At 46.1% G+C, this 16,312-nt stretch carries 18 protein-coding genes; 5 read left to right on the top strand and 13 right to left on the bottom strand.

Going from position 1 to position 16,312, the window contains the following annotated elements; genetic code table 11:
* Positions 1–643: 643 nt before the first annotated feature.
* The 10 genes from ACFQ88_RS22375 to ACFQ88_RS22330 all read right to left on the bottom strand — a co-directional run bounded on the left by ACFQ88_RS22375 (position 644) and on the right by ACFQ88_RS22330 (position 10,210).
* Positions 644–1,384 (bottom strand): hypothetical protein, encoded by a 741-nt coding sequence (locus ACFQ88_RS22375; protein ID WP_379456905.1) that lies wholly within the window; start codon positions 1,382–1,384, stop codon positions 644–646.
* Between the two features lie 2 nt (positions 1,385–1,386).
* On the bottom strand, positions 1,387–1,776 hold the full coding sequence (locus tag ACFQ88_RS22370; protein WP_379456903.1) for a DUF6573 family protein: 390 nt from the start codon (positions 1,774–1,776) through the stop codon (positions 1,387–1,389).
* 90 nt (positions 1,777–1,866) lie between these two features.
* Positions 1,867–2,196 (bottom strand): hypothetical protein, encoded by a 330-nt coding sequence (locus ACFQ88_RS22365; RefSeq protein ID WP_379456901.1) that lies wholly within the window; start codon positions 2,194–2,196, stop codon positions 1,867–1,869.
* A gap of 219 nt (positions 2,197–2,415) precedes the next feature.
* A complete protein-coding gene (locus ACFQ88_RS22360) occupies positions 2,416–3,399 on the bottom strand; it encodes a hypothetical protein (RefSeq protein ID WP_379456899.1) in 984 nt (327 codons plus the stop codon).
* Positions 3,396–3,908 carry an AAA family ATPase gene (locus ACFQ88_RS22355; protein WP_379456896.1) on the bottom strand — a complete coding sequence of 171 codons (513 nt, stop codon included), beginning with the start codon at positions 3,906–3,908 and terminating at the stop codon, positions 3,396–3,398. Before ACFQ88_RS22355 ends, ACFQ88_RS22360 begins: the two co-directional genes overlap by 4 nt.
* A 14-nt stretch (positions 3,909–3,922) precedes the next feature.
* The gene (gene radC, locus ACFQ88_RS22350; RefSeq protein ID WP_379456894.1) at positions 3,923–4,597 is read right to left on the bottom strand and encodes a RadC family protein; all 675 of its coding nucleotides are present in this window, start codon (positions 4,595–4,597) and stop codon (positions 3,923–3,925) included.
* A gap of 359 nt (positions 4,598–4,956) precedes the next feature.
* A complete protein-coding gene (locus ACFQ88_RS22345; RefSeq protein WP_379456892.1) occupies positions 4,957–5,208 on the bottom strand; it encodes a hypothetical protein in 252 nt (83 codons plus the stop codon).
* A 1,273-nt stretch (positions 5,209–6,481) separates the two neighbouring features.
* Positions 6,482–6,715 carry a hypothetical protein gene (locus ACFQ88_RS22340; RefSeq protein ID WP_379456890.1) on the bottom strand — a complete coding sequence of 78 codons (234 nt, stop codon included), beginning with the start codon at positions 6,713–6,715 and terminating at the stop codon, positions 6,482–6,484.
* A gap of 1,033 nt (positions 6,716–7,748) precedes the next feature.
* Positions 7,749–9,488: a sensor histidine kinase gene (locus ACFQ88_RS22335; protein ID WP_379456888.1), complete on the bottom strand. Its 1,740-nt coding sequence runs from the start codon at positions 9,486–9,488 to the stop codon at positions 7,749–7,751.
* Positions 9,485–10,210, bottom strand: a complete 726-nt coding sequence (locus ACFQ88_RS22330) for a response regulator transcription factor (RefSeq protein WP_379457862.1) — start codon at positions 10,208–10,210, stop codon at positions 9,485–9,487. Before ACFQ88_RS22330 ends, ACFQ88_RS22335 begins: the two co-directional genes overlap by 4 nt.
* A 548-nt stretch (positions 10,211–10,758) precedes the next feature.
* Here ACFQ88_RS22330 and ACFQ88_RS22325 point away from each other — a divergent pair.
* From ACFQ88_RS22325 to ACFQ88_RS22310, 4 genes are all read left to right on the top strand, one after another.
* Positions 10,759–11,442, top strand: a complete 684-nt coding sequence (locus tag ACFQ88_RS22325; protein WP_379456886.1) for a CPBP family intramembrane glutamic endopeptidase — start codon at positions 10,759–10,761, stop codon at positions 11,440–11,442.
* Between the two features lie 275 nt (positions 11,443–11,717).
* Positions 11,718–12,029 carry a YbjQ family protein gene (locus tag ACFQ88_RS22320; RefSeq protein ID WP_379456884.1) on the top strand — a complete coding sequence of 104 codons (312 nt, stop codon included), beginning with the start codon at positions 11,718–11,720 and terminating at the stop codon, positions 12,027–12,029.
* Between the two features lie 358 nt (positions 12,030–12,387).
* Positions 12,388–12,552 carry an epoxide hydrolase N-terminal domain-containing protein gene (locus ACFQ88_RS22315; protein WP_379456882.1) on the top strand — a complete coding sequence of 55 codons (165 nt, stop codon included), beginning with the start codon at positions 12,388–12,390 and terminating at the stop codon, positions 12,550–12,552.
* Entirely contained in the window at positions 12,525–12,698 is a 174-nt protein-coding gene (locus ACFQ88_RS22310; RefSeq protein WP_379457860.1) for an epoxide hydrolase N-terminal domain-containing protein, read from the top strand. The genes ACFQ88_RS22315 and ACFQ88_RS22310 overlap by 28 nt, the downstream gene beginning before the upstream one ends.
* A gap of 1,102 nt (positions 12,699–13,800) precedes the next feature.
* On the opposite strand, the gene ACFQ88_RS22305 is transcribed toward ACFQ88_RS22310, so the two are convergent.
* The 3 genes from ACFQ88_RS22305 to ACFQ88_RS22295 all read right to left on the bottom strand — a co-directional run bounded on the left by ACFQ88_RS22305 (position 13,801) and on the right by ACFQ88_RS22295 (position 14,853).
* The gene (locus ACFQ88_RS22305; protein WP_379456881.1) at positions 13,801–14,259 is read right to left on the bottom strand and encodes a hypothetical protein; all 459 of its coding nucleotides are present in this window, start codon (positions 14,257–14,259) and stop codon (positions 13,801–13,803) included.
* Positions 14,195–14,389 (bottom strand): hypothetical protein, encoded by a 195-nt coding sequence (locus ACFQ88_RS22300; RefSeq protein ID WP_379456880.1) that lies wholly within the window; start codon positions 14,387–14,389, stop codon positions 14,195–14,197. Before ACFQ88_RS22300 ends, ACFQ88_RS22305 begins: the two co-directional genes overlap by 65 nt.
* Positions 14,390–14,586: 197 nt before the next feature.
* Positions 14,587–14,853, bottom strand: coding sequence for a hypothetical protein (locus ACFQ88_RS22295; RefSeq protein WP_379456879.1), 267 nt, complete (start codon positions 14,851–14,853; stop codon positions 14,587–14,589).
* A gap of 398 nt (positions 14,854–15,251) precedes the next feature.
* On the opposite strand from ACFQ88_RS22295, the gene ACFQ88_RS22290 reads away from it, so the two are divergent.
* Positions 15,252–16,169: a GTP pyrophosphokinase gene (locus ACFQ88_RS22290; protein ID WP_379456878.1), complete on the top strand. Its 918-nt coding sequence runs from the start codon at positions 15,252–15,254 to the stop codon at positions 16,167–16,169.
* The last annotated feature ends 143 nt before the right edge of the window (positions 16,170–16,312 follow it).

Genomic DNA, 16,312 nt, shown 5'->3' with positions numbered 1-16,312 from the left:
TGTAATTGAAAACTTCGACTATGGATAGGGGTGGAAATTGTCATTATTTGTCGAATAGATACTTTGTTATAATAGTCATATAGACCTATTTATCCATATTTAAACTCCTTTCATGGTCTGGGGAACATTAGGCAACGTTCTCCCCCAAGTTCCAACTACAGTATTTATTTGGCAATCTTAGTATAGGAACAAACGTTCCCTTTTTCAAGTAAAAAAATAATTAGAATCTTTGAAGTACCCTCTCATTCTATTTATTTTCTAAACCGCGGCTCCTGAAAGAAGTTAGGTTTTGACGATTGCTTTCACACAGAAAACTGAATACATATCAATTTCAGGGGGCACGATACTTGTCATTCTATTCGAACATTTTAGGATATTGAAGATCATGAGTTCTATGCCTTCAGAACATGAAAAACACTCACAAATGGTTTGGAAGGCTCTGAGGCATATTTTTTATGGACAATATCCTGTTTTGTTCAAACTGCATTACAAATTCGTTATGCTTTTTTCTTGCATTATCATCGTTGCTTACGTATATACCCCTTACCTTTCTTTACAAAATATAAAAACCGATCCATAACAGATATGATCGGCTTGTTGAATTATTATGATAAATAGTTTTTCATCATTTGCAGGGGGTATCTCACATGCTCCCCTCTCCTTTGCAGTTAAAACAAATACCAATCTTTATGTGAGTCCACTGGGTTTTTCCGGTACCACCACAACGAATACAACGTCTCTGTAAACCAGACATTTCTAATAACGAATTGATTAGCTTTCTTGGTTCACTTGTGGATCGGTATAGCCGAATTCTGGATGGTGCGTGTACTGTTGGATGAGACTGAAGTGCTGCAATGGTTTCATTACTATCTACTGCAGCGTGATGACTCTTAGCAGTCAATGGATATTCCTCCGGCAAAGGTCCGATAACAAGATCTGAATGATAGGTCGGTCGCTCTGTCGTTTCTAGAGCTGCTCTCTCCTTTTCAATGAACACTGCTACTTCCTGTCCCCTTGTTTCAGACGATATGATTCCCCAGGTAAGCCCGGAGAACCGTTGACGGAGCTTTAGTTGAATGGGATCAGCCTCTTTGAACCAAACTTGGCGGCTATCAATGCAAGTGTATTTCCGATAGTACCAGTTCTCACCCGCCTCTGTTCCTCCAAAAGCACGGGAAACCGTGTATACGTTTATCCATGGCACCAGCCCAAATAGTGTCCTCAGACAGCCACAGAAACGCTCTATGTGCATTTGAATGTCTGGGTAAAGGGTACGGACCAAACCGGTCCGTACCAACCCTTCAAACGATTTATCGCTTTTTATGTCAGTCGAGTCTATTTCCCTTCCATTAATGATCATCTCCGAGGCTCCAAGATTAGGCATGGCTACTCTTCCTCCCGCTCCATAATCGTGATGACGGGCTCGCCTTCAGTATCCTTACACAGAATGGCTTTCAGAATAATGATCTGCTCCTCCCCTTTCTCATCCTTTACTATAACCGGAAACATGAATTGCGGTTCACTTGTTTTCGTATGTCTGAGCCCGATATATAGCATCTCTAAGCAGTGCCAGAGCGTACTCGATTCATTGTTTTCATGTAATCCTTTACCGTCAGAAGGCTCAATGTTATCGGTCCATACCGCACGCGTGATGGTGACAGGTAAATGAAAGCCGATCTCCTTAGCAGTACTTGTTACATCAATCAGACGTCCGTCTTGAATCATATCGTCTCGGGTATATTGATGGATTTCAAGGTCCCCAAACAGTTCTATCATATAGATCGTCCTCTTTTCATTTTTATATAATCAAAGTACAGGTGTAATTCTTCCTGTAGTTCTAGCCTTGTTATGAAAGTTCGTACCATCCTATAAGTCGTAACGCTGTGGAGTAGCATGCTTCACTCGGCGTATCAAATGGGCAACCTGCCACTCGTATCCATCGCGCTTCCGGTAATTCGCGAGATTTCGCAGAATCAAGAAATAATTCATAATCTTTCCAAGCTTCCGCATGAAGCGTGTTTCCGCTACCGGTGTCCCTTGGATCCCTTCTCGAGCATAAAAGCCTTGAAGTGTTGAAGATACTGCATACAGTTGTCCATGAGGATAGTGTTTTTTGAATTTGCGGATAGCATCTTCACGAATTTCGTAATAGCTTCCTGGCAAGCTATAGTAATAGCCAAACGCCGGATTGCTCAAAAACGCTATTTCCCTTGCGGCTGAATACGTAATATCGATTCAAATACCGCCAGAAGCAATTGTAATTACCGTGTAGAGGATAGAAGCGGATGGGATTGTAACCACAGTAACGATTAGAAGATACTCGAGAATACCTTTAGTCAGAAACATAATATATGACCCTCCTGAAACATGGGAGGACGCAAGCTCAATATACCTGCAGTCCTCAATTGATTTTTTTTAAGCAACAATGACTTCATAAGATAAGGCAGCATCAGGGATCCTAGTTGTCACAAAATATTGGATTTGTGAAGCCCAAAAAGCCTCCTTAGATTCTTCACCATCAATGAAAACGGGAATACGGCCTTGTCCTTGAAGTGCCGCCAGCTTGGATAGATCAAAAGAGCAACTAATTTTTTCTGAACTGGACAGGGAGTAATACACTTTTTTGTCATAGAGAAGTCGATACTGAAGTGTTATACTTCCTTCGGTCTCCCGCTTCGTTGTTAGCAATATTTCTGCATGGTGAAAGACTTGGTTTGCTTCTTCAACCTGCATCGCAGCATAACGGAGTAAGAAATTTTGAACAGACTCGATGGCAGCCAGTACCCTATGACGCTCCTCGTTCCCATCCTTGAGCCGTTCCTCCATCTTAGGCAATCTTTTCGCGTGCTGGGCATGTTGGAAACGAAGTGATTGTTTATCCTCCAACCGCTGGATGTGCCCACGAAGTTGCTGAATCTCGTTCTGTTGGTGTGTTTCAAAATCAGCCACATCCTGCTCATGATGCTTCCGTTCACGTTCTATCTGGTCACAAAGCACAAAACCTTGCTCTAACAACGTCTGACATTTGGATGCAATGGAATCTAAATGTAAGCGACGTTCTGCTTTTTCGATCTGCGGATTGAGACCAGGCATCCCCTTATTCTTTACTTCGTTCCATTTCGTAACGAGTTCCCGGTATTGTTTGCCCATGACCATACGTTCCTCCTCCCATTCGAGAATGAGTTTAGGAAGGGCTGGAGGGTTCATCTGGAGGAGTTGCTCCATGTGCTCCTTCATTGCTTTGAGTTTACAGTCATCTTCCGAGGCGAAGGAGTTACCGCCATTTATCGATTCAGCCATTCGAGTGGTACTGATTCTTGATTCCACATCCCGGATATACTCGTTCCATTCTTTCAGCTCGTATTGAAGTTCTCTCATGCACCGAAGCGGGTCTGTCATATCGCAGCTGCCGAGGTGTCCCCAGATAAACTGTCGAAAACGGCATGAACATCTACAGCCGGCAGTAAAGCAAGAAGAACTTCCCTCGCCTTTGCTGCTGCAAGCCCACCGAAGTATCCTGGGAGGAAAACGCTCAAAAAGACATCGGTTGGGCCAAACAAGGAATCAAAGGCCGCTTGATCGGCTTGCTCGCCATCGAGAAGTAATCGCATGGACCGCCCTTTACTCATTCGGCTTAGCTCATGGTGGGCTATGCCCCCATCAGGACTCGGAAAATGCCAACGAGTTACGACCGTCATTTCCTTGGTGGACTCATTTTTCAAGTGCTTCAGGATCCCGCGGGAGTTTCCTTTCATATCGCACCCTTTGAGACACCATATGATGGCTTCGCAGAGTGTTGTCTTCCCTTTCCCCCGGTCGCCCATAATTTCATTCACCATACCAAAGGTAAAGGACTGCTTTTGCCCATAGAGCTTAAATCCTGAGACATCCAACCCGGCAAGCTTCATGATTTATTTCCTCCTCACACATACCCCTGTTGTTTTAGGCTTATATGCCGTTCTCCACCAATAATCACGTGATCGAGGAACTCTATACCAACCAATTCACCGACCTCAATAAGGCGTTTGGTTGTGTCTATATCTTCAGGACTGGGGGTTGGATCCCCGCTCGGATGATTATGAGCAGCACAAATCGTAGCTGCCCCCCGTCGTATCGCTGCTTTAAACACTTCTCTCGGATGTACCAGAGAGGCGTTCAGCGTACCAATAGAAATGGTTTCCCGACCGATAACCCGATTTTTCGTATTCAGGTAGACTAAAACAAAGTGCTCTTTATCCAGATACTGAAGATCGCTAACAAAACTGACTAAGTCTTCGGGCGAACGGATAATCATAGCACTGTCACACTTCCGTGCCTGCATACGACGTGAAATCTCGAATACCGCCATTAAATGAAAGCTCTGCTTCTCGTCCAGATTAAGGAGGACCGATAGTTCAAATTCGGAGAGTGACGCCAAATATGACAATCCTTTTTCAAGGATCTGGTCGGCAACCACAGATAGACAATGATTGCGGATTAGCGGCTCCAGCACTAGGATCATTAGATCTCTATCGGAGAGACGGTTTGCGTCACAATTTCGATAATAAACATCACGGACTTCTCTCACGGCGGTCTTATTTAAGGCTTTAATTGACATCTGTTCGTCGCCCATGCATTGTGAAAGGAGGCATTGCCCCTTCGCACAAATGGCAGAGGGGCTGCCTCCTCACATATCGTTTATTGTTATTTATGGCTACTAGCTTTGAACAGTACCAGGGGAGACTAGGATCTCGAAAGTAATCTTCCGATCACAGTGTAACCCTTTAGCCTTTTTCGAACTTCCATTTGGTACTGGACCTTCATTAATTGAAGTTTGCTCATTTTTATTTGCCCATTCCATTGTGCTGGGGAGCTCCCCCTTGCACTCACTCCGGCTTTGGGCTACCTCCTCGCACTACGAAATTATCTATTTATTACCGCCAGCTTCTTACTTGGTGAAGCGCATAACAAGGTTTGCTATGAGATACTGTTGTTTTCCACACGGTCTACTAAAGTGCTATCAACAGGAATCGCTTCGACAAAATCACCACTTACCTGGTGGATGCCAATAACAAGAATTTTGAGCTTATAGGCATTCACTAGTTTCGTTGTCATTTTGATAGCTTCTTCTCTATTCACATCTCCCAGTTGCCCGCAATGCTCAGCGTGTAGTAACCCTGTAGACGGTTCATAGATTTGATATTTTGTCCGCATTATTTTTTCGTACATAAGGACCACCCTCTCATTTTCTAAACAACCAGATCAAACCGAATTTGGTCATCAGGTCTTTCATAACCAAGTACATTATGGTTCAGCTCATCGATCCAAAAGGAAAATCGCTGATGCTGGATCGTTTTTTGTAAGTCCTTGTTCTTGACCTCAAATAAATAATGGTCTTGATAAGGAAACCGAAAAGCGAACCTGCTTTTCCGTTTTGGTCCATATCTTTGGTGAACTCTCGGTGAAGCCATAAATAGGACGGAACTCTTTAATCTCCAGAGCAACCTGCATCCAATTGACGTATGTTGGAAAATGCCTGCTCATTGTGAAAAACCAGTAACACACGATCCAACACCGAATAATCGGTTGACGACTTTGGATGAAAGAATCGGATCCAGAAATAGTACCGCTGTTGGCCACTCATACTTGCCCGATACTCCACCTGCAGAGTGTGCTCGCCGATGGAGCGAATCCAGACATGTTTTTTACTTGAACGAAGCCCAACTTGATCGAAAACACATGGAACTACATCGATCGGTGCGTCCAAATGCCACAATGTAGCGCAGCTTCATCCTGTCACGCTCCTAACCCAAAGCCTTCGCTAATGGCTGTCCCTAAGGGTAGGACACCGCGGTATTAGCGACCGGCAGCCAGGATTACAATTCCTCGGTTTGAAAGCCTGCTTGATGCAGCTGCTCGTTGACAATGAAGACCAAATCATAAGCTCCGCCGGGGTCAAGGTTATCACATTGACGGGTACAAGCGCCTTTTCTTGAACCTCTATCTGTCCATCTCCGGTTAAGGAGTAAATGGTTTTTCCATATTTCCTGGCAAGATCCAGATTTTCATCCATTCGGGTCTCAAAGCCTCCAAGACTTAATAAGAGGCAAACTTGCTTTTGTGTAAGTTGTTGCATCCCTATTGCCACTCTCCGATTTGATATTTATTCGTTATGCTGAGAAAGAAAATCTCCCCAGCTTCATCTGCACCTTGTGCTTTTAAAAAAAATCGAGCAGTTCTGCTTCGAGCTGATCAGCCTCGTCTTCCGAAACCTGTTTACCGCGTCCGCCGACAATGCTTGTGGAATGAGTCCTTTGACAACATCAAAGTAGATGCAATCTTCCAGCCCATCCCGCTCCACGATCGCCATACCACCACAAATCAGGCTTTGATCCAGTTGAATCGGTATCCGCTTTATCATCTCTATTCTTGGCATAAAAAAAGAGGACGCCGCAGCGTCCTCCTATTTCCAAACCTATGAATGATAAGTCCATTAATGTTATTACGATGGAATAACGTTCCCAGGAAGGAAATCTTGAAAAAACTTTTGTTTCAATTCTTCCAAGAAAACCGTGACTTTGCCGATAATGTTTTGCTTCGCAAGGAACTTAGCGTACCCTGCCATCAGCGCATTATCACCGAGCAAAATCAGTTCATCACAATCACACTTTTGAGCGGGCACACCGGTTACAACCAAGGTCCCGCCTTGAAATGGGCGTTCATTCGTTATGAGCATTTTTATAAACTCCTGAACGAGACATTAAGCATCCCTCCAATGACCTTACATGGATTGTATCAAACGAGGCGTCGTTAATACCAACTCCAGCTGAATTTGAATTCCCTAATACAGGAATGTATCCGTGTACCGCTCCCGCTCTGCCGGAAAGACATTACAAGACCTATAATGGTGCGTTCTGGGTCCCGATTAAGGCCCTTCTCCCCATGATCGAAGCCCTCGACGATGCAACCATGGGCAATTTCTAAAAAATATCAAGCTCGTCAAAAACCCTTTCAGGATACTCATCATTGCCGTAATGGTCAACCATATAGTGCTTTTGAGATGGTTGTTTCATAGCTCGTTCCATACCTTTTCTGATACACTCCACTCCTCGGACCAAATTGTTTTCGATGATCCATCTCTTAAGCCTCCTCTCGTGTTTTTGACACAAAAAAGCCCAGAATGTTAAAAAAGGCACGGCCAAATAAAACTGGTCATACACTTTTCTACTTCTAGGCGTTGTTCTATAAGTTGTCGGTAAAGACAACAGCTCCCTCTCCAGCTGAATAAATTGACAGCGGAGAAAATGAATAAAGGTTCGTAATACCTTGTATTATAGCCTAATCATGGAAAAGGGGCAATAGGTTTGATATTAATGTTAGTTGGTTTAACTTCGATGACTTACATATTCTGAGTCTTATCTAGTTAAAAACCATTTTAACCATAGTGATGCAGTTACCTAGGATTTAGATTCTCAGCAATTAGACATCCATATTATACCATGGAATGTTTGTAAATGTAGTTAGATTAATTCAAACGTTTATAAAGAGTATTTTACACTATGTTGCCCAGTATCTTTTGGACAGGAACATTTCCGGCAAGGCCGTACTTCACCTTAAATAAGTATAACTTCCCATACTTGTTTTTTGAAAGCTTAGAAGCAATGCCCGTCATAGAATACCCATTAAAAAAGCCCAAAGTGTTTGACCAACGCTTCAATCCTGATTTTGCTCAGCTGAGCGTTTACATAGAATCAGTCCCAGCCAAACGCTCAGTTGGGCAATAAGATCTCAATTTTCGTGCCTTGCCACACTTTGGATTTTACCTGGATTTCCCCGCTGTGCGCTTCCACGATGGTTTTGGCGATGCTCATCCCGAGCCCAGAGCCTTCCGTCGATTCATCGGTATTCGTTCCCCGGTAGTAGCGATTGAACAAATGATGCAGCGTTTCCTCGTCCATCCCTTTGCCATTATCGATTATTCGTATACATGCCTTGTCGTTCATCCTGCCGACAGAGACGGTGACGATCACGCCAGGCGGGTTATGCTTCACAGCGTTGGATAGCAAATTGTCCATCAACCGCAGCAGCCAGGCTTCATCGGCCTGTATCAGTAAGGGAGAATCATCCCCAATGTAGTGGAACCGATACTCAGACATCATGAGATCGTTGACGTACTTCAGTACGGAGCAGCGCACCAGCTCAACCAAGTCAATTTCTCGAAACTTCATGATCGAATCGCCTTGCTTGAGCTGATGAATCAAAGAAAAGTCGGAGACCAGCTCCAGCATATAATTGCCCTTCTCCCGAATCGTCGCGCCCATGATCCGCATCTCCTTATGGCTCCATTGCTCAGGCAAGCTCTCCAGCATATACCCATAGCCTTGAATCGTGGCCAAGGGCGTGCGCAAATCGTGAGAGATTCCAGACATCCACTCGGCTTGCGCCTTCTCTAGCCGCTCCCGTTCCTTTTCCGTCTGAGCCAATTGATGGGTCATCTGATAGAAGGATTCGATCACTTCCTTATAGAGCCTGTAGCTGATTCGCATCGTGCCGTTGCGGCGGAATACCTTGCGCATGTCCTTAGCGGTCAGCACCTGGTCGTACTGTCTCCGGCCCATACGTTCGAACCAGCCTGCGAACAGAATCAGCGGCTGACCGTAGCGGTATCCATGCCAGATTGAGATCGGCAGTGCCAAGAGCAGGATCAGACCTGCTAACCGGATGAGTCCACGTGTTGCCGTTTCCATTACAGGATGCTTCAGAGGGGCTCCCGCTGCATGGGTCGTATAAAGGATCCAGGTCATTCCGCTCAGCTTGTCCCGATGGGAGACAATATTCGTGTCATAGTTGCTGGGAGATTGCTGGATGGCCAGGATATCCATCGGTCGATATGCCTTCTGCTCGTATGCTCCATCGCCGATGCCTTGTACGGTATGGCTCTCGGGATCGATCACCTGCAGATAGCTGAAGTTTTCGCGCAGCCGCTGGTCCAAGAAGGGAACCGCTTCGCTACGCACCATTCCGTGCTGTCCGTAAGCGTCGAACCAGGCCACGAGCTGGTCAAGGTCAGGATTTTGGTAGCCCAGCATATACAGAAGAGGCTCCTGGAAAGAAAAATTCAGCTGAGTGTGTACGGCATACGTCCCAAGCGTCCGTGTCTCCTGAATATCGAGCAGTTGAGCGATGGAGTATGAGGTCGGTAGAGCATGATGCGGAGTTGTATTGACGGCGTAGATCACCTCTCCTACGGAACTGATAACCTGCAGCCACATTCCTTTCTCCTCGATGAGCTTGTCCCACTCGGGGGAGATCTGAATCGTCCCGCCCTTGTAATGAGCTTCTTGAGCGATATGTTGCAGGACGCCAACGGGAAAGTTCCGGCGTATCTCATTACTTGTCATGTTCTGGAAAAACATGATGCAGGCAACCAGAGTAATGGCCACAATCAGCAGGGCATAAAAAATCAATTGATACGTGAAGTGGAATGCCATGCGCCGCTGGATCTTCATCGCTCCTGCTGCTCCTTTACCAGCTTGTAGCCGAGCCCGCGTACGGTAAGCAGCAGCGTCGGGTTGCCGGGATCGCTCTCGATCCGCTCCCGGATGCGCCGGATATGCACCATCACGGTGGAGTCATCGCCCTGTCCGTCGATCCCCCAAACCTTGTCGTAGAGCTGTGTTTTGGAAAATACAATTCCGGGATATTTGCAGAAGTGCAGCAGTAGTTGGAAGACCTGTGCGGGGCAAGGAACGGGCTGTCCCTCCACAGTCAGCTCGCCCTCCGCCTCGTTGACGGTGAAGCGGCCGAACCGGTAAACCCCCAGATCGGACCGCTTCGCCGGACTGGCTGTGGGGGCTTCCGGCTCTAGACGACGTATACGCGCCTGAATTCTTGCGGCCACCTCCAGGGGATTGAAGGGCTTCGTGATATAATCGTCCCCGCCCATGGCGAAGCCCCGCAGGACATCGAGATCGGAAGCCTTGGCTGTCAGAAACAAAATATGCGGATTCCCGTATTCGCGGAGCTTGGAGCAGAGCTCCAGGCCGCTGCCGTCGGGAAGCATAATGTCGAGCAGGACGATATCAGGGGCTTCACGCTTCGCTAAATCGAGAGCTTCCGCGCAGGTGGAAGCCGCGTACAGCTGATGAAACCCTTCTCTGCGAAGTACCATTTGAAGCATGGTGACAATCGAAGGCTCGTCGTCGACGATTGCGATTTTAATATCGGATATACTTGTCATCGTTTTCACCCATTCCCATAGTAGCATATTCACCTTAACAGAACCTAAACGGCGGAAGAAAAATTAAGCTGATGTTTATCTAGCCGTTTAGGTTCTGTTTCATTGGGGCTGGTAGAATAGGGAATGAGCAGCCAATTCGAATATCCAGGAGGAGGGGATGAGGAGTCGTCCTAAGTCGCCGCTACTGTCGTTGTACTCATGTCGTCAAGAAGCTTACAGCATTCCCGGTCACGTGAGACCCAAAGTCATTCGGGAGGTCGGCATATGGCCATAGTCCAACCCGGACGAAGGATCACGATTATAAACGTAATGAATGATATATTACGCAATCAAATGATTAGTATGAAAAGACAGATGAAAACAGAGAGCGGAAGGGGAAAGATATATGAGTAAAAGCTGGTGCCAACTAGCGTTCGGGAGGCAGGCCGGGATTAGCCGCGAATTCGTGCGGAGCGCACCTGCGTGTTGTGCACTCTCAAGCGACAAGAACTGGCCACATCAATTGAAAACGTTGCGATCAACACTATCGGAGGCTAGAAATGAGTAGCCCGTCCACGTCCACTATGCCCCAAGCCCGACCTAGCTGGCCAGAGAGCCTAACTGCACTGGGTCTCTATCTGATCGGCATTATTATGCTCGGTCTTTGGATGACGCAAATCCCTGACGAGCAAGCCATCTTGCGAATTAACATCGGGGGTGTAGGCAATGGTCTCGTTGGCCTCGTCGCCTTGTTCGCAGCCTACGCCCTGCGAGTTCGCGATCTGCGCGCTTTCGGTTTCCGGGTGATCAAACGGAAATGGCTGCTTGTGGGAGCCGCCCTCGGTGTTGTCGCGTTCGGCGGATGCTTCGTTATAGAGGGGGTGTATTTTCACTTCATCACTGAGCCGAACAACCAAGCGGACTTCCAGGCGGCGGCGAAAGGCGGCGCGCTCTCACTCTTCGTTCTGATTATTTCTGGCGCCATCCTCACGCCGCTCGGCGAGGAGTTTGTATTCCGTGGCGTTATTGCCAATGCGCTGAACCGTTACGGAGCATGGGCCGGCGTGGTCGGCAGCGCTGCGATCTTCGGCGTCGTTCATGGATTCAACGTCATCCTGTTCGACGCATTCATGGTCGGCATCCTGACGGGCATACTGTTCCGTAAGACGGATTCCATCTGGCCCGGGGTCGTGGTGCATATCGTGTATAACGGCCTCAACCTTCTCTACTATTCTACGCTATAGATCTAATTTCATGAGACATCGTAGCAGAGACAAACAGCTCGGTCAGACTGAGTTTGTCCCTAGTCGCCGCAGCTCTTGTTGTATTTATGTCGTCATTTTCGTTCTCCGCCTCGGCTTCGTCGAACCAGCCAGCGGTCGATAGCAAGTCTACCGAGGTCAAGCCGCCTTTGGAAAAACCTTTGGGAGGTCATCCGAAGAAGGTCGGTTGAGGCCTGAAGCGGAAAACAGCAACAAGCGTATCTCCATATAGCCAGGCTAATTGAGGAGGATATTTTATGATTATAACCACTACATCAACTATTGAAGGCTCCCCGATCAAGCAGTATCTGGGCATTACCACCGGTGAAGTCATTATGGGAGCCAACGTATTCAGAGACTTTAAGGCTTCGATTACCGACCTCGTAGGGGGGCGCTCGCGCGCTTACGAAGGCAAGCTTCAAGAAGCGCGCGATGTGGCATTTGCTGACATGACCCAGAAAGCTTCGGGGATGGGAGCTAATGGAATTGTCGGAGTCGACATTGATTATGAAGTCATTCGCGATGGCATGCTGATGGTCGCCGTAAGTGGGACGGCTGTGATCGTTTAAGCCACCTCACCAACGCCGCTACGATTCAGGTAGCGGCGTTTTTCTTCAACATCGTAACGTGAGTACCCCGACCTCGCCAAGATATTGGATGTCAATAACCGACTTCTCGGCGGAACCTTTTTCGCACTGAAGGCGACAGAGCTGATACTAGCGGCACTGGCTGCGGGCGAACAGACCCGCGAGGGCGAGAAAAACCTCGAGACACGAGAAATCACATTCTTTACCGCCACTGGGTCACATTGAAGTTCCTACAAATAGGGTTCCAAACGGGGAATACTTGATCAAGACTGCCTGGAATGTACCACAGAAGTTCAAGGGATATCATTAAGATGTGCACAAAAAAAGGAAGAGAATTATAATGTCCATTGAACGTTCTCATACTCACATTGCAGATGAAGTCCTTGATGATTTAAAGAGAAGATTACACCACATCCGCTGGCCGGATCAATTGGAAAACTCAGGCTGGGATCGAGGTGCTGATTTAACTTATTTAAAATTTGGCGCGAACATGAATCTCAGTTAAACCATTTTTCCCAGTTTCGCTGCAACATCAATGGAATTGATGTGCACTTTGTTCATGAGTGCGGCAAGGGTCCCAATCCCATACCTATTATTCTAACCCACGGATGGCCAGATAGTTTAATCAACTCGATTATGACAATTGGATAAGGTGAGATGACATATCAATATTGATTCATAACTTTGCTTATATACATAGAAAAGTGAGCATAATTTTTTTCTTATTATGCTCACTTTTATTTATGCACAATTGTCATACTTATTGTAAATCAAGTCTACATAATAGATAGCAGGATATTTTTCATTTTGTACACTGCTTTTATTATAGATACCCAGCATTACTTACGCAATATTTCAATTCGTTATATAATCCAGTAAAGAACGTTTCAGGGGAGGAATTGAACGATGCCTTACGAAAACATGTGCTAAAGGAACAGATTATTCGTTTACACAGTAAGGGGATGAAACAGGTGGATATTGCGCGCGAGTTGAAGACGTATACAAATTACGTCTGGAAGGTTGTAAACGAGAACAAGCCGAAATCCGGTGCTAAATACTGCGCCCCATTATGTCCGATTACGTTATAGGGAGTTTTGTTTATGGCTTTGTGAAAAGGCTAGGAAATATCAAGGATTAGTTCTTTAAACTACTTTATTAACACAAAATTCATTCAAGAGGAGCTGCAGCGCAGCTCGTTACCTTCAGCCGAGCAATAAAAAACCCACCGGATTCCGGTGTTTTCCGCTGCGAACCCGTTATTCATCTTCTAAATCTTCTTCCCATTCTTCTTCAAGTCCCAACTCATCAATCTCGCTGCATCTTCCTCCATATATTCTTCCTGTCCAACATGATCTCGGAATAGGGTACACCCTTCAAGCTCCGGCTTGGTCCCCAAGAACATCCCCCAACGTAGAGCAATATCCAAGAAATGTCCTCCATCGTCGAAGCTTCGACCAAGCAAACACACTCGAAAACCGTAGGACGTAACTGGAAATATACAAACCCTTCCTTCAGATAACTTGCGGGCTGCTCGATCACAAATGATTTGAAATCTTGCACGTCCCTGATTCCCTCATAGATCATTTGAACGGCCGCAACATGACGCTTTTTGATCAGATTACTCTTCATCCCCAAAGTACCTGGCTTGTCCTTTGCATGTTGGAGTCCCAGCTGCTCCGCAATCTCAATCGAAACCTCGCCAACCGCTTCACGGATGCCCGGTCCTTCTCACCATAAATAAATCGTATGTAAGTCATAAAAACTGCCTTCCATTGGCCAAGGCCTGTAAACAAAGATCACGATAGGCATCAGCAATTTCCTTTGGATCATGCCAATCTCGATACTCCTGAAACAAATGGCACCTCCGTCCGTTGTTCCAAAGCTGTAAATACCCGCGCTTCTCTAGCTCCGGCAGCATATTCGTGGTAGACATGTCCAATAAGCGACCTTTAGCCCCGTACACATGAAAGGAATCGTGATTCCCTGCCTTCTTTGCCTGAGCAATGACCTTTTGCAGCGCTTGTTGAACCTGTTCTTCTGTGATCTCGTAATGAATATCCAGCGCAAATAAATCCAGCTGCTCGCCTATCGTTTCCTCTACCATCATCGGATTGAGTGGCCGTGGCGTTAGCCCCGGCAAATTTATTCTAAAACTCAATAAAAAACGCGATATTGCAGGAGGTACACTGAAATTCTTCTGCGTCCGTTTCACCTTCAAACTGCTTCTCGGATGCATCCCATGCCCCTACTTCGATGTAAACGAGACGACCAACCTCTTGCGCCACCTGACCGCATCGCGGGCAGTGATAAACAGGAACCTTGTCACCATTCATTTCGGCCATCGTAATGCCCCCTGTTTGAGTCGGACCATAAATTCTTTCGGCTTCCTTCCCGATCGCCGCACTGGGACCGTTAAATACAAACTTTGTATAGAACTTACTATCCAGCTGCTCCACTCGAACTAACCATCGTTTTGAATCAGACATAGCATATAGTCAATGCAATTTCTACTTGAGAACTCATTGCGTAATGAGACGGGTTAGCATTCTTCAACCAACGTTGAACCTTCCCCCAAGCGAACCGCGGCTTCGCTGCTTTCCGTAAACAACACTTCCTCATCACCGGGAAGCCAAGAAGGTTCACCATTGAACCAATCACCGCAATCATGAAGTAAAATCGTTCGGCTCGGATCGGATTCGTCTTTAAAAACAGGAAACATCCTGCCAGACATCTCGCATCGGCGCGTATATTCCGTACGACAAAATACCGATCCATCCAACAATTGAATCTTTTGAGGGTTGTTCATTGGGATGTGCCCCTTTCAAAATAAGAATCGGCCTATTCGCTTGCCGTCTGGCACAAAGGCATCATATCGAAAAACATCCTCGAATAAGCTCCCCCGCTCTCTTCCGGGAACGGTTCGGCGGGTATGATAACATGGTGAAAGGTGGCAATGGGCCAAATCTGGCCGCGCGGTTCCGGGGACCGGAATTTCCTTTCAAAAGAGCTTCGGAACGCAAGGGACGATCAGAAGTCCAATGGAATGCTACCGGTTTTTAAGCGCGGCCGTTGCGCCTTAGAGCCGGTCAGTCGCTTTGACTTCCGGACCGGACGAGCTGGGGGAAAAGCGATTAAGGAACAATATGCATCGCTGCAACCTACATATAAGAATTTGCTCAAGAAATCGAAAGAATTATTAAAAAAGTGCTGCTTGATGATGAGGGATTGACCTACTATTCCATCTCAAGCAGAGAAAAAACCATGGCTAGCTTTATGAGTAAAGCATCGAAAGATAAGTACACCGACCCACTTCATCAAATCACCGATTTGGCAGGGATTCGCGTGATCACCTATGTAAAATCTGAAGTATATCAATGTTGCGAAGCCATCAAGCAGCTATTCAAGATCGATGAGCAAAATAGCGGAGATAAAACCACAGAATTAGGAACAGACAAAGTAGGCTACCGCTCCGTGCATTACGTTGCGACCCTAACCGAGGATAGGGCAGCGTTAAGGGAAATCCTTCTTTACAAGGATTTACGGTTTGAAATCCAAGTTCGAACCATTTTAGAACATGCTTGGGCCGATATTGCTCATGATCGCAGCTACAAATATAAGGGAAAGTTCCCAGCGGAGTACGATATTGAGCGAAGATTCTCGCTTGCTTCTGCCACCCTCGAACTAGTAGATAGAGAATTTGATTCCATAGCCAAAGCATTAGAAGAATATGAACAGGAAACGGCGAAAAAAACGAAAGATGGCGAATTAAACATCCCCATTAATGCAACAACCTTGCTGAATTATCTTAATAAAAAACTTCTCGAGCGTATTCGTTTCGGAAAAATAAATCCGGTATTTGGTACTTCCGGTTTAACAACAACTATCGACGAACTGCTCTTATTTGGAATTAGCACCATTAACGACCTTGATCAGCTTATAGATGCTACACCACCAGATTTAGTTTTTTATACTAATGACTTCACAGATTTTCTGCGACTTGTAATGATAACAATCGACGCAGATAAATTCTTCGGAAGTGCATACAGAGATCTCATGTTTGTAATGAAGGATAAATGGGTACATTTTTTATCGAATGCAGGAGTTACTGTATGGGGAAAATAAAGTATTAGACCGGAGTTGTTGATTTGACGCGGTTTGCCGTTTTGAAAACGTCAGGTTTTAAAAAATAAGTTTTAGACTGTGACATCGAGTGAGTCCTCAAAATAGAATCAAATCAGATAATAAGTATTAGACTGAGAAGCATC

Source organism: Paenibacillus sp. NPDC056579, from assembly GCF_042793215.1.
In the GTDB taxonomy this organism is placed as follows: Bacteria; Bacillota; Bacilli; order Paenibacillales; family NBRC-103111; genus Paenibacillus_S.
The sequence above is the reverse complement of the archived record's forward strand: the minus strand, read 5'-3'. Positions and strand labels throughout refer to the sequence as shown.

Coding starts and splice junctions, on each gene's coding strand:
- ACFQ88_RS22340 (WP_379456890.1), bottom strand. CDS start 6,715: ATGCTCATAACGAATGAACGCCCATTTCAAGGCGGGACCTTGGTTGTA.
- ACFQ88_RS22325 (WP_379456886.1), top strand. CDS start 10,759: ATGAGTAGCCCGTCCACGTCCACTATGCCCCAAGCCCGACCTAGCTGG.
- ACFQ88_RS22360 (WP_379456899.1), bottom strand. CDS start 3,399: ATGACAGACCCGCTTCGGTGCATGAGAGAACTTCAATACGAGCTGAAA.
- ACFQ88_RS22345 (WP_379456892.1), bottom strand. CDS start 5,208: ATGTACGAAAAAATAATGCGGACAAAATATCAAATCTATGAACCGTCT.
- ACFQ88_RS22300 (WP_379456880.1), bottom strand. CDS start 14,389: ATGGCCGAAATGAATGGTGACAAGGTTCCTGTTTATCACTGCCCGCGA.
- ACFQ88_RS22320 (WP_379456884.1), top strand. CDS start 11,718: ATGATTATAACCACTACATCAACTATTGAAGGCTCCCCGATCAAGCAG.
- ACFQ88_RS22355 (WP_379456896.1), bottom strand. CDS start 3,908: ATGAAGCTTGCCGGGTTGGATGTCTCAGGATTTAAGCTCTATGGGCAA.
- ACFQ88_RS22295 (WP_379456879.1), bottom strand. CDS start 14,853: ATGAACAACCCTCAAAAGATTCAATTGTTGGATGGATCGGTATTTTGT.
- ACFQ88_RS22315 (WP_379456882.1), top strand. CDS start 12,388: ATGTCCATTGAACGTTCTCATACTCACATTGCAGATGAAGTCCTTGAT.
- ACFQ88_RS22335 (WP_379456888.1), bottom strand. CDS start 9,488: ATGAAGATCCAGCGGCGCATGGCATTCCACTTCACGTATCAATTGATT.
- ACFQ88_RS22375 (WP_379456905.1), bottom strand. CDS start 1,384: ATGCCTAATCTTGGAGCCTCGGAGATGATCATTAATGGAAGGGAAATA.
- radC (WP_379456894.1), bottom strand. CDS start 4,597: ATGTCAATTAAAGCCTTAAATAAGACCGCCGTGAGAGAAGTCCGTGAT.
- ACFQ88_RS22370 (WP_379456903.1), bottom strand. CDS start 1,776: ATGATAGAACTGTTTGGGGACCTTGAAATCCATCAATATACCCGAGAC.